The organism is Flavobacterium sp. (assembly GCF_036759525.1).
Classification (GTDB): domain Bacteria; phylum Bacteroidota; class Bacteroidia; order Flavobacteriales; family Flavobacteriaceae; genus Flavobacterium.
This window is the reverse complement of record NZ_DAIOUN010000014.1, coordinates 29512-42581: the sequence shown is the minus strand read 5'-3', so window position 1 is coordinate 42581 and position 13070 is coordinate 29512. Positions and strand designations below refer to the sequence as shown.

General features: G+C 33.8%; 15 protein-coding genes and 1 tRNA gene. 4 read left to right on the top strand and 12 right to left on the bottom strand.

The window, feature by feature from the left end:
• Window positions 1-253 precede the first annotated feature (253 nt).
• Window positions 254-1498 (top strand): pyridoxal phosphate-dependent decarboxylase family protein, encoded by a 1245-nt coding sequence (locus V7M80_RS10110; RefSeq protein WP_333695841.1) that lies wholly within the window; start codon window positions 254-256, stop codon window positions 1496-1498.
• 131 nt (window positions 1499-1629) lie between these two features.
• On the opposite strand, the gene V7M80_RS10105 is transcribed toward V7M80_RS10110, so the two are convergent.
• The 9 genes from V7M80_RS10105 to V7M80_RS10065 all read right to left on the bottom strand — a co-directional run bounded on the left by V7M80_RS10105 (window position 1630) and on the right by V7M80_RS10065 (window position 8853).
• Entirely contained in the window at window positions 1630-1848 is a 219-nt protein-coding gene (locus tag V7M80_RS10105) for a hypothetical protein (protein WP_333695840.1), read from the bottom strand.
• Window positions 1849-1968: 120 nt separating this feature from the next.
• Window positions 1969-2685, bottom strand: a complete 717-nt coding sequence (locus V7M80_RS10100; protein WP_333695838.1) for an acetolactate decarboxylase — start codon at window positions 2683-2685, stop codon at window positions 1969-1971.
• On the bottom strand, window positions 2678-2986 hold the full coding sequence (gene trxA / locus V7M80_RS10095) for a thioredoxin (protein ID WP_333695837.1): 309 nt from the start codon (window positions 2984-2986) through the stop codon (window positions 2678-2680). The genes V7M80_RS10100 and trxA overlap by 8 nt, the downstream gene beginning before the upstream one ends.
• A gap of 6 nt (window positions 2987-2992) precedes the next feature.
• A complete protein-coding gene (locus V7M80_RS10090) occupies window positions 2993-3355 on the bottom strand; it encodes a rhodanese-like domain-containing protein (RefSeq protein WP_333695836.1) in 363 nt (120 codons plus the stop codon).
• Window positions 3356-3373: 18 nt separating this feature from the next.
• Window positions 3374-4777, bottom strand: coding sequence for an MBL fold metallo-hydrolase (locus V7M80_RS10085; RefSeq protein ID WP_333695835.1), 1404 nt, complete (start codon window positions 4775-4777; stop codon window positions 3374-3376).
• A 127-nt stretch (window positions 4778-4904) separates the two neighbouring features.
• Entirely contained in the window at window positions 4905-6317 is a 1413-nt protein-coding gene (locus tag V7M80_RS10080; protein WP_333695833.1) for an MBL fold metallo-hydrolase, read from the bottom strand.
• 56 nt (window positions 6318-6373) lie between these two features.
• Window positions 6374-7354: a YeiH family protein gene (locus tag V7M80_RS10075; protein ID WP_333695832.1), complete on the bottom strand. Its 981-nt coding sequence runs from the start codon at window positions 7352-7354 to the stop codon at window positions 6374-6376.
• A gap of 6 nt (window positions 7355-7360) precedes the next feature.
• The gene (locus V7M80_RS10070; RefSeq protein ID WP_333695831.1) at window positions 7361-8164 is read right to left on the bottom strand and encodes a sulfite exporter TauE/SafE family protein; all 804 of its coding nucleotides are present in this window, start codon (window positions 8162-8164) and stop codon (window positions 7361-7363) included.
• Window positions 8165-8226: 62 nt separating this feature from the next.
• A complete protein-coding gene (locus V7M80_RS10065; protein ID WP_333695829.1) occupies window positions 8227-8853 on the bottom strand; it encodes a Crp/Fnr family transcriptional regulator in 627 nt (208 codons plus the stop codon).
• 172 nt (window positions 8854-9025) lie between these two features.
• Between V7M80_RS10065 and V7M80_RS10060 the strand changes: the two genes are divergently transcribed.
• The 3 genes from V7M80_RS10060 (at window position 9026) to V7M80_RS10050 (ending at window position 11651) form a co-directional block, all read left to right on the top strand.
• Entirely contained in the window at window positions 9026-9784 is a 759-nt protein-coding gene (locus V7M80_RS10060) for a dienelactone hydrolase family protein (RefSeq protein ID WP_333695827.1), read from the top strand.
• 41 nt (window positions 9785-9825) lie between these two features.
• On the top strand, window positions 9826-10848 hold the full coding sequence (locus V7M80_RS10055) for a M28 family metallopeptidase (protein WP_333695826.1): 1023 nt from the start codon (window positions 9826-9828) through the stop codon (window positions 10846-10848).
• Window positions 10849-10919: 71 nt separating this feature from the next.
• Window positions 10920-11651: a sulfite exporter TauE/SafE family protein gene (locus V7M80_RS10050; protein WP_333695825.1), complete on the top strand. Its 732-nt coding sequence runs from the start codon at window positions 10920-10922 to the stop codon at window positions 11649-11651.
• 50 nt (window positions 11652-11701) lie between these two features.
• Here the strand turns inward: V7M80_RS10050 and V7M80_RS10045 are convergent, their stop codons facing one another.
• From V7M80_RS10045 to bshB1, 3 genes are all read right to left on the bottom strand, one after another.
• Complete coding sequence (locus V7M80_RS10045; protein ID WP_333695824.1) at window positions 11702-12034, bottom strand: YegP family protein; 333 nt, start codon at window positions 12032-12034, stop codon at window positions 11702-11704.
• Between the two features lie 130 nt (window positions 12035-12164).
• A tRNA-His gene (locus V7M80_RS10040) sits at window positions 12165-12240 on the bottom strand.
• 107 nt (window positions 12241-12347) lie between these two features.
• Entirely contained in the window at window positions 12348-13064 is a 717-nt protein-coding gene (bshB1, locus tag V7M80_RS10035; protein WP_333695823.1) for a bacillithiol biosynthesis deacetylase BshB1, read from the bottom strand.
• Between the last annotated feature and the right edge of the window lie 6 nt (window positions 13065-13070).

The following is a 13070-nucleotide window of genomic DNA, read 5'->3' as shown; positions in this document are numbered from 1 at the left end:
ATGGCTAAATGTAATGATATAAAAAAATTAAAATTGTAACATAGGTTACATATAAAATATTTGAGATGTAATTCTAGATTAGAAAATTATAGTGATTCAAAAAAATCTCTGTTTGTTTTTGTAAATGATTGTCAAAAAAAGTACATTTCTTGTATTTCAAAAACTCTTTTACAACTTAATTAACTCCCAAAAACATGATTAAAATCATATATTTTAAAAGTATAAATTATGAGATTTGTACAAAAATAGAAACATGAAATTTTGGAAAAAACTGAGTAAATCAGAACAGATAAGCCACATTCAAGAAGCTTTAGCAAAAAATGTAAACTTTTCGGTAGATGCTTCTCTAGGCTACCCTGCATCTAAATTGGATGGTAAAGTGTTTTATGATGACGCTCCATTTTTAAAAGATGCTCCCGTTTTGAGTACCTATGTAGCCAATCCAAATCATATAGGGTGTCATACAACCGGCACTTCAGAATTAGCTTTTAAAGGCACACAAGCCATAGAAAAAGAAGTGTTGGATATCCTTGCTGTGGACGTTTTTGGATCGGATGATAACCAATACGATGGCTACATTGCATCGGGTGGAACCGAAGCTAATATTCAAGCCTTATGGATGTATCGGAACTTTTTTAAAAATGAATTCCAGGCCAAAGCTGACGAAATTTTAATTATCGCTTCAGAAGACACCCATTATTCTATTGCTAAAGGTGCAAACCTATTGGGTTTAGATTGGTTAAATGTACCCGTTGATTTTGAAACTCGAACTATTGACGGACTTGAATTTGAGATAAAGTTAGGCGAAGAAATTAAGAAAGGGAAAAAATATGCAATTGTAGTATGTAATATGGGCACTACCATGTTTGGCTCTGTAGATAATCCGGAGACTTACTTGGAATGGTTGGCTATGTATAACATTCCATTCAAACTTCATATTGATGCCGCCTACGGAGGATTTGTATATCCTTTTTTAGCTGAAAAAAATACTCTTTCCTTTTTAAATCCTAATGTATCATCTATCACCGTTGACGCTCATAAAATGCTGCAAGCTCCCTACGGAACCGGAATATTTTTATGTCGTAAAGGACTCATTGAAAATGTGCTTACCAAAGAAGCAGAATATGTTGAAGGAATGGATTTAACTCTATCGGGAAGTCGTTCGGGGGCAAATGCCGTAGCAATTTGGATGATTTTAACAACCTATGGTTCTAATGGATGGTTTGAAAAAGTAAAAATCCTTCAAATGAGAACAGATTGGCTATGCAAACAATTGGATGATTTGGAAATTCATTATTTTAGAGAACCCAACATGAATATAGTTACAATAAAATCCAATCGAATTCCTTTAGATTTGGCTAAAAAATTTGATTTGGTTCCGCAAAAACATAACGAAACCAATGAATGGTATAAAATTGTAATCATGGAACATGTAGAAGTAGATGACTTGGCAGATTTTCTTTTTCAGCTCAAAGAGCATATTTTATTTGCCGATTAATTTATTAAGTGATTAATCCAATTCATAGAAACAAATTTCTTTGCTTTCAATAAAAATGAAATAATTTTACAACTTGATATGTATAGAAAAAAAAGAGCATCGATTAGAATGCTCTTTTTTTAATTTAAAAACTAAGACTTAGACTCTTTGCTTTTAGATGCACAACAAGATTTCTTTTCAGAACCTGTATCGCATGATTTTTTCTCTTCTGCAGAACAAGATTTTTTTTCTTCAGCTTTTTGTTCTGTTTGTGCCTTTTTCTTTTTGTCTTTATTTTTTGGCTCTCCGGCTGTAGCATCAATAGTAAATAAGAAAGCAACAACAGCCATTAAAGAAATTACTTTTTTCATGATAGAATAAAATTTAAATTAATGAATTTCAAATATATAACTTGCATTTGATTTTTTTTGTTAAAAATTAAAAAATATTTTGATTTCAAATCATATTTATATCGAGTACAAATAAATTTTTTAAGATTTAGATTTAAAAAGTTTAAGGGTTGTGGGATAAAAGTAGGCTTCATCCAGATGCCCCATTTGTTTTTTGTCTTTTGATAAAAGATGTACGTGAATGTTGCTGTCATGATGGGTAAATATAGTGTGATGGTGCGTTGAATAAAACCCAATCAAATCTACATTCTCATTGGTAACACTGTAACTTATCTTTCCCTTGTGTGCATCTTCAGGACTGGAAACTTTTGTACCAGTTGGTAAATTAACAACATGAAAAACCGCACTTTTGATATTGGTTTCAATTTTAAATACAAAGGGTAGTGTATCCTTTTTTTCCAATTTATTTAAAAAGTCTTCCAAAGACTTCAAATCTTCAACTGAATCTGGTACAGGAATTTCCTCCCATTCTTTCACTTCGGCATAAACAAAAAAAGGGGCTTTTACACTAAACGTTTCAGATACAATATGTTTCATTTCCGACTCAACATAGGAAACAAAATTACGGCCTTCAAAAAGAGTGATTTCACCTTGCAAAAATTCAACCGGACCAATACCATATAAATTTGGATTATCCGGAAGCGTATCAAGTGCTATCGTTCCTTGAAGTTCACCTTTCTTCATGACATTTTTCATAGCCCCAGAATACATAACAAGAGGTATTGTTTTTACCTCTTTTTTAACTTCTGAACATGAAATAAGTAAAACTAAAACTCCAATAAACGGTAATTTATACATGTATCTGTGCTTTATCTTTTAGAATTTGAATCAATTGTGCATGTGAAAAAACACCGGATTGTCTCCATAGCTGTTGCCCATTTTGGTACAAAATAAGGGTTGGAACTCCTCTCACTTGAAAATCAGATGCTAAGGATTGATTTTTATCTACATCAATTTTTAGAATTGTAATTGTATCACCCAAAGTATCTTTTACTTCCTTAAGTATAGGAGATAACATTTGACACGGACCACACCAAGTGGCAAAAAAGTCAACTAAAACCGGTTTATTTGATGAAATAATGTCTTGAAAAGATGCCATTTTTATTTAATTCCAATTTAAATATCCTCCTTTTAAATCAATAACTTGAGTGAAACCCAAATCAATCATCTTTTGGGCGGCAGTTTGACTTCTAGAGCCACTTCGGCAATAAATATAAACCGGTTGGGTTTTATCCAATTTTTGAATTTTTGTCTCAAAAGAAGATTCCAACACATCAATATTCTGTGCGTTTACAATAGCCCCGTCAGCGTATTCCTCAGCGGTTCGAACATCTACCAATTGAACCTTTTGATTTTGAATTGCTAATTTGAACTCCTCTTTTGAAACAACCTTAACTTTTGAACTCGATTGTGAATTGCAAGCTAAAGTAACTCCAACAAATAAAAGAAGAAACAGATATTTTTTCATAAACTTTTACTATTTAAATTATAAAGTACTTGGGCACACATAGGCCGTTCTTTTAATTCCTGTATTTTTAATTGCGGCATAACCTCCTTTTACATCAATGACATTGTGATACCCTCTAGCTTTCAAAATAGAGGCAGCAATCATACTGCGATAACCTCCGGCACAATGCACATAAAAATCTTTTTCTTTTGGAAATTCACTTAGATGTTCATTCAAAAAGTCTAAAGGAGTAGATGGCACATCTACAATATGCTCAGAAGCATATTCTCCCGGTTTACGAACGTCAAATACCAATGCTTTTTCATTAATTTTTTCTTCTAAAAAAGTCGCATCTACTGAAGTTATAGTATCATATTCCATTCCGGCTTTTTTCCAAGCATCAAATCCGCCTTTTAAGTATCCTATTGTATTATCATATCCAACACGTGCCAAACGTGTAATAGTTTCTTCTTCTCTACCCTCAGGCGTAACCAGTAAAATAGGCTGTTTGTAATCTAAAATCAATGCACCAACCCATGGAGCAAATTGTCCATCAATGCCAATAAAAATAGATTTTGGAATATGTCCTTTTGCAAAATCATCCTGATGCCGTACATCTAAAACCAATGCATCTGTATCATTTGCAACTGTTTCAAAAACACTAGGATCAAAAGCTTGTGCTTCTTTTATGATGTTTTCAACATTTTCATAACCCTCTTTGTTTAATCTTACATTCATTGGGAAATAAGCCGGTGGCGGCAATAAACCGTCAGTAACTTCTTTAATAAATTCTTCTTTGGTCATGTTGGCTCGTAAGGCATAATTGGTTTCTTTTTGTTCACCAATTGTACCCACCGTTTCTTTGCTTAGATTTTTTCCACATGCCGAACCGGCTCCGTGTGCCGGATAAACAATTACATCATCTGCTAAAGGCATGATTTTAGTACGTAAACTTTCATACAACAATCCGGCTAAATCTTCTTGGGTCATATTGGCCGCTTTTTGAGCTAAGTCAGGACGTCCTACATCACCCAGAAAGAGGGTATCTCCACTAAAAATAGCATAATCTTTTCCGTTTTTGTCTTTTAACAAATAGGTTGTACTTTCCATAGTGTGTCCCGGAGTGTGCAAAACGGTAATGGTTATTTCACCCAATTGAAAAACTTCACCATCTTTTGCAATATGAGCTTTAAATGACGGATTAGCATTTGGACCAAAAATAATTGGAGCTCCCGTTTTTTGGGCTAACGTAACATGTCCACTCACAAAATCGGCATGAAAATGGGTTTCAAAAATAAATTTTATTTTACCGTTCGAATTTTCGGCTTTGTCCAAATAGGGTTGCACTTCACGAAGAGGATCTATAATCGCAATTTCACCTTGACTTTCAATAAAATAAGCTCCTTGAGCTAAACAACCGGTATAAATTTGTTCAATTTTCATATGCTTTTTATTTGTTGTAAAATTACAATTCTATACTCATAATAGATGTAACATTAGTTACAAATATAAAAAATAAAAAAAGCCCAAACGAATCCATTTGGGCTTTGACAAATTTTTAAGACGCTAATCACAATAATGTTGTAGGACAAACAAATTCTGTTGTTGGAATTCCTTCGCTTTTAATAGCATTGAATCCTCCAATAACATCTTTGAAATTGGTAAAGCCATTTTGTTTTAAAATAGAAGCCGCAATCATACTTCTATATCCTCCGACACAATTTAGAATAAATGGTTTTCCTTTTGGGATTTCATTCAATCGATTAGCTAATTCATTCAACGGAATATTAATAGCGTCCAAAACATGTTCGGCATTGAACTCGCTTTTCTTTCTCACATCAATTAACGGAATCTTTTTTTCTAGTTCAATTTCTAAATGATTTGCGGTAATTCGGTTAACGGTATCGATTAGCATTCCGGCATTTTTCCATGTTTCAAATCCACCTTCAAGGTAGCCAATGGCACAATCATAACCCACTCTTGCAAGACGAATGATGCTTTCTTCTTCTTTTCCGGGATAGGTTATCAATACTATTTTTTGTTTGATATCTGGTATCAACTCGCCTACCCACATGGCAAAATTGCTTTCCAAACCAATATTTAAACTGTTTGGAATAAATCCCTTAGCAAAATCTTCCGCTCGACGCGTATCTAAAAGTAAAACATCTGAAGAGGTTACTCGCTTTTCAAATTCATCTAAAGAAAGAGCTTTATTTCCTCTTTCCATTATCGTATCCAAACTTTCATAGCCTTGAATATTCAGCAACACATTTTTAGGAAAATAACCGGGAGGTGTCGTTAATCCGGTGAGCAATTCTTTTACAAATTCATCTTCGGTCATATCCGGACGCAATGCATAATTGGTTTTCTTTTGATTTCCAAGTGTATCGGTTGTTTCTTTACGCATCATTTTTCCGCAAGCAGAACCTGCTCCATGATTGGGATAAACAATCAAATCATCGGGTAAAGGCATAATTTTATTTCGCAAGGAATGAAACAACATTCGGGCTAATTTGTCTTCCGTTAAATCGGCAATCACGTGCTGAGCCAAATCCGGACGACCTACATCACCAATAAATAAAGTATCGCCAGATATAATTCCATGTTTTATCCCTTTTTCATCAATCAACAAATAAGTTGTACTTTCGAGGGTATGACCGGGAGTGTGTAAAACCTTTACCGTGTAATTTCCCACTTTAAATTCTTGATTATCTTCGGCTACTAAAGCTTTGAAATTCGGTTTTGCGGTGGGTCCGTACACAATTGTTGCTCCCTCTTTTTGGGCTAAATCCAAATGACCGGAAACAAAATCGGCATGAAAATGCGTTTCAAAAACATATTTGATTTTAGCGTGGTCTTTTTTTGCTCTATCAATGTAAGGCTGTACTTCCCGTAATGGATCAAAAATAGCAGCTTCGCCATTATTTTCTAGGTAATAAGCTGCATGTGCGATACAACCGGTATAAATTTGCTCTATTTTCATCCTATAAAAATTTTGATAAAAATAAGGAGCACCAGTATTTAATTAAATGATATTTATCAGTTGTTCAAGAAAAAAAGTCCAATTAAAATCAGTAGAATTTGAAATAAGAAAATAACCAATCCGTAAAACAATCCTTTTTTACCGGATTGGATTAATGAAGAAAAACTAACTTTCAATCCAATGGCTGTCATGGCAATAGTTAATAAAATTTTTCCGGTTTCGGATGAAAATTTCAAAACCGAATCGGAAACTGGAAAAATAGAAACCCAAATCGTAATGAGTATAAAACCCCATAAATACCAAGGTAATTGAAAATAACTTTTCCAATTACGAGTAGCCGATTTATCTCTGATGAGAAAATTAAAAAATATTAATCCAGGTGAAAGCAAGGCTACTCTAGCCAATTTAATGGTTATCGCTTGCTCTCCAACCGCATCTGAAACTGCAAATGCAGCTCCCGCAACATTTCCTACAGAATGCAAAGTTCCACCAAGAAGTAAACTAATTTCTGTGGTTGACAATGAAAACAGTCCAATTAAAATAGGTAAAAACAACATGCCGAGTGTTCCAAAAAGATTTACCACTGCCAAAGCGATTCCGGTTTCCTCTTTGCTGTTTTTTAAACTTGGAGCTAATGCTGCTATGGCACTTGAACCACAAATGGCGGTACCAAAACCCACCATCCATCCTACGGTGCTGGGACAATTCATTTTTTTGGAAAGAAAAACACTGAAAATAAGTACCAAAAAAACAACAATTCCTACCAATAAGAAACTTTCCCAACCAATTTTCCCCATGTAAGTATAATTGATACCAACGGCTAAAAAAAGAATCGAAAATTCTAACACTTTTGAACCCGAAATACTAATTCCCGTTGAAAATGGAGCCGGAAGTTTAAAAAAATTCCCAATGATGATTCCGAACAGTAAGCCTATCAAAATGCTATTTAAAAACGGAAAAATCAAACAAACTATCCATGCTAAAGTGGCAATGAACAATGTAAACAAAATTCCCGGATAGGTATCTTTTAAAATCATTTGCAATTATAAAACTAATTCTTTTAGAATAATATAAATTCCCATTAAAAGTACAAACCAACCAAAACCGGTTTTCAGTTTGTTCCCATTGATTTTTTTGGAAAGAAAAATACCAATGAAAATACCTATAATTGAAGCTAAAGTAAAATAAAACAATAAATGCCAATCGATTTCCTGAGTTCCTTTCAAATCACCTAAAAAACCAATCAATGATTTTGCGGCAATGATAAATAAGGATGTGCCAACTGCCAGTTTTATAGGCATTTTGGCCAATAAAACCAAAGCAGGAATAATCAAAAATCCGCCTCCGGCACCCACTAATCCGGTTAAAACTCCAACCACCGTACCTTCCAAAAAAATCAGGGATAAATTGTACTGCATCGGAACATTTTCATCGCTTTTCACTTTAGATGGTTTAATCATGGATACTGAGGCCATTATCATTACAACGGCAAATAAAAGCATCAAAGCGATGGGTTTTGTAAAACTAAAATCACCAATTGTAAAAAGTATTTCTGGTATAAATGGTAAAAGAAAAGCCCGAGTTAAATAAACCGCACCAATGGACGGGATACCAAAAATGAGAACCGTTTTAAAATCAACTTTTTTAAGTAAAGCGTTTTGAATTCCACCAACCAAAGCGGTTGAACCCACAATAAATAAGGAATAAGCGGTAGCCAAAACCGGCTCAACCGCCATGATGTAAACCAAAATGGGAACGGTTAATATTGAGCCTCCACTACCAATTAGTCCTAACGAAACACCTACTAAAACCGCTAATAAATAACCCAAAAGTTTTGTGATTTCCATGTTTTATTTTTGTCAAATGTAGAGGAGTTTAGCAGATAAAAATGTAACTAATGATACTCAACTTATTTCAATTCGATAGAAGCTCGATGCAGTTTAATTCTACCTTCTTTTTCTAATGCTTTCAATAATCGAGAAATTACCACTCTAGAAGTGTGCAAATCATACGCAATTTCTTGATGCGTAGTATGAATTTCTTTAGAGTGTATGATTTTCGATTTATCTTGTAAATAACTTATTAATCGCTCATCCATATTCATAAAAGCCAAGTTATCAATGGCGTTCAACATTTCTTTTAATCGATTATTGTAGCTATTAAAAACGTAATTTCTCCAACTTTTATATTTTCCGAGCCATTCCTCCATTTTATGTACGGGAATCATAATCACTTTACCTTTGGTTTCTGCAACAGCACGAATTTCACTTTTTGTTTCGCCCATGCAACAGGCCATTGTCATAGCACATGTATCGCCTTTTTCGATAAAATATAAAAGCAATTCACCTTCATCAAAATCTTCTCTCAAAATCTTGATTGCCCCTTCTAACAGCAAAGGCATTTTTTTAATATAATCGCCAAAGTCAATTAAGATGTCACCTTCTTCAAAATCCCGAAGTAAGGAAACTGAAACAATTTCATCAATTAATTTATCTTCAAAAACAAATCCATAAGTGCTCTGTAATAATTCTTTCATGCGTTTTGTTTGTACTTGTTTACTATGTAAATATAATTTTTAAAATGTGAATTCCAGAATATTTTATAAAATTAAAGTTTCAGAAAACCAAACAATGTAACAAAAGTTACAAAAATGAAAATTGAAACCAATTGATAGACTTGTTTTTTGTAAATTGTCACAAAAAAAAATCATGAAAAAAATCTTTTTATTAACTGTGCTAATTACACTTCCCTTGCACGCTCAACTAAAACCAATTTCTTATCAAGATGGCAATCAAAAATTAAATGGTTTTATCATTTCGCCCTCTAAAGCATTAGTAAATAAACCCGGAATTTTAATTCTTCCGGCTTGGATGGGAATTGATGAACACGCTAAAGAAGTGGCTCAAAATTTAGCTAATTTAGGCTATCATGCCTTTATTGCCGATATTTATGGGGAAGGAAATTATCCTACCAATTCTAAAGAAGCAGGCCAACAAGCGGGTTTTTACAAAAATAATGTAGCAGATTACCATCGAAGAATTCAATTGGCTTTGGATCAATTAGTAAAAAATGGTGCAAATAAAGACAACATTGTTGTTATAGGCTATTGTTTTGGTGGAACTGGTGCTATCGAGGTCGCCCGAGCCGGAATGAATGTAAAAGGAGTCGTTTCTTTTCATGGAGGTTTAGGCAAAGCTTCAGATAGAATAACAACTGAAATAAAAACTAAAGTTTTAGTGCTACATGGTGCCGATGATCCCTTTGTACCTGAAAAAGAAGTGTTGGCTTTTCAACAAGAAATGAAAGAATCCAAAGCCGATTGGCAAATGGTTTATTATTCCGGAGCTGTTCATTCGTTTACCAATAAAAAAGCCGGAAACGATAATTCCAAAGGTGCTGCCTATAATGAAAAAGCAGACCGACGTTCATTTGTGCATTTTTTAGCTTTCTTGCAGGAGGTTTTGTAGGTTAACTTTGTTATTTTTGCTCACTTAAACTAATTCTTATAATGAAAAAATACATACTAAGTGCTTCGCTTATAGCATTATTAGTTGTTGGATGTTCAACTAATAAAAACGCTTCGAAAGAGGTTACAGCCGAAAAATACCTCTCCGAAATTAAAGCCGAAAATTTAAGCAAACACCTGTATATTGTAGCTTCTGATGAAATGGAAGGTAGAAATACAGGAGAACCGGGACAAAAAAAAGCCGGAGAATATATTATAGAACAATACAAAGCTATGGGAATTTCTTTTCCAATAGGTGCGAATTCCTTTTACCAACCCATTCCTTCTGAATTTTTTAAAAAGCAGTTTAGTCCCAAATTGGGTGATTCAGAAAATATTTGGGCTTTTATTGAAGGTACTGATAAAAAAGACGAAATTCTTGTAATTTCTGCTCATTACGATCATGTAGGAATGAAAAATGGTGAAGTATATAACGGTGCCGATGATGACGGATCCGGAACGGTAGCTCTATTGGAAATAGCCGCAGCTTTCCAAAAGGCCAAAAAAGCAGGCCATGGTCCTAGACGTTCTATCTTATTTTTACATGTAACCGGAGAAGAACATGGTTTACACGGTTCACGTTTTTATGCCGAAAACCCTTTATTCCCTATTGCGAATACCATTACCAACATTAATATTGATATGATTGGTAGAAGAGGTTATGGAAAAGAAGAAAACGACAATTATGTTTACGTCATAGGGTCAGACCGATTAAGTTCAGACCTACATCGAATTTCTGAAGAAGCCAACACCAAATTTATTGGGATGGAATTGGATTATAAATACAATGATTTGAATGATCCCAATCGTTTTTATTATCGATCAGACCATTATAATTTTGCAAAAAAAGGGATTCCTGCCATTTTTTATTTTAATGGCGTCCATGACGATTATCACAAACCTACCGACACGCCCGATAAAATTGATTATCCATTGTTAGCTAAACGTGCTCAATTGGCATTTGTTGTAGCTTGGGAATTAGCCAATGCGGCAGAACGACCTAAGGTAGACAAAGACGGAAAATAAAATCTTTATCACAAAAAACGCAATTCCAAAAATTGCGTTTTTTTTGTACCTTTATAGAAGATTCCTTTAAAATGGATAGTAGTGCACTAATACTTTTTTTACTGCTCACTTTATTGGCTGAAATTATCGGTACAATTGGTGGATTTGGTTCATCAGTATTTTTTGTGCCTTTTGCCGCACTCTTTTTTGATTTTCATACGGTTTTGGGCATAACTGCTGTATTTCATTTATCGAGTAATCTATCTAAAATCTACTTATTTCGAAAAGGATTAAATAAAAAACTAATATTGCAAATTGGAATACCTTCTGTAATTTTTGTCATATTTGGCGGATTTTTAAGCCGATATATTCAAAGTCAGATTCTAGAAATTGCATTGGGTCTTTTTTTAATTGGATTAAGTCTGCTGTTTTTGATTCAAGATAAATTAGTTATCCAACCCCGATTAAAAGAAACGCTATTGGGTGGAGCTATTTCAGGATTTTCAGCGGGATTAATTGGAACCGGAGGAGCGATTAGAGGATTAACCATGGCGGCATTTAATTTGGAAAAGAGTGTTTTTGTAGCTACTTCTGCCTCTATTGATATGATGATTGATCTTTCTAGAACTTTTGTTTACTATGACAACGGCTTCATTACAAAAGACATTTTGATATATATCCCCTATTTATTTATCATTGGATTTATTGGCAGTTGGTTGGGACAAAAATTGTTGGAAAAAATTCCACAAGAGCGATTTAAAAAAATTGCTCTTATTCTAATTTTCTTGATTGGAATATTTTCACTTTATCAAAATTTAAACTAAAAAAAGCCCTGATAATTCAGAGCTTTTCTTTTCAAATGTATAATAATAGATTATTCTAATTCTTCTTTTACAGTAGCATCCGGTGCATTTTTAGCAACAGAAGCAATTCCATTATCACGAGCGGCTACCGACTCATACATTTCACTATTGCCAATAATTTGACCGTTTGAGGCCTTTAAATTGAAATAGGGCTTTCCATTTTTAGATTCCAATCGGTCAAATCGCGAATCTACCTGAGCATTTTTACGAACCGATTCTATCCCGTTTTCACATGCCGCTTTAGTAGAGTAACCTTCACTAGCTAGAATTACTTGACCGTTTCCGGCTTTAAGTACAAATTGAAATTCTCCGTTTTTTCTTTTACTAATTACAAATGTTCCCATATTGATAAAATTTAATGTTTAAGCTTCATTAAAAATAATAAAAAAACGGTAAAATGAAGGCTGAAAATTAAAATTTTATGTAGAATTTGTTCTACAAAAAAAGCTTTGGTTTCCCAAAGCTTTAAAATCAGGGTGAATGAGGGGTCTCGAACCCCCGACCTTCGGAACCACAATCCGACGCTCTAACCAACTGAGCTACAATCACCATTTGTTTTTTATTGCAAAATTACATTTTGTATTGAAACAACAACTTTTCTTTTGCGAGTGCAAATATAGTGTAAAGCTTTAATTCTACAAAGATTTTTAAAATAATTTACATCAAATCTTGTAAGCTATTGACAGCCACATATCTTTCTACAGTAAAACCCTCTGCAAAATCGGTTCCTATGAGTCTTCCCAAGTCTTGCGAACGGTATTTTATACTGTCTAAAAAGTTCTGTGTAGCAATTGGAGTAACCGTTTCATTGGAATTGGGATTGTAAAATTGGGATTCATAGGCTCTAATTGCTTCTACTTTTTTATCCATAAATCCGGTAATATCTACTACAAAATCAGGTTTTATATCTTTCCATTGAATGTAATGGTAAACTACTTTAGGTCGCCAAGCTTCTTGAATATCTCCATTTAGTACGGTTTCAATTCGTTTTAATCCGGATAAAAAACAAGCATCAGAAACCAAACTTGCTCCTTTCCCATGATCAATATGACGGTCTTCTACAGCATTACATAATACAATTTTAGGACGATATTTTCGAATCATTTTAATGACTTCCATTTGATGTGATTCATCATTTCTAAAAAAACCATCTCGCATTTTTAAATTTTCACGAATAGATATGCCCAAAATTTCGGAAGCTCTTTTCGATTCCTTATATCTTATAGCCACAGAACCACGAGTTCCTAACTCGCCTTCGGTTAAATCTATTATACCAACTTTTTTACCTAAAGAAATTTCTTTAGCTAAAGTTCCGGCACAACCTAACTCAACATCATCGGGATGAGCACCAAAGGCTAAAATATCTAACTCCATATTGTA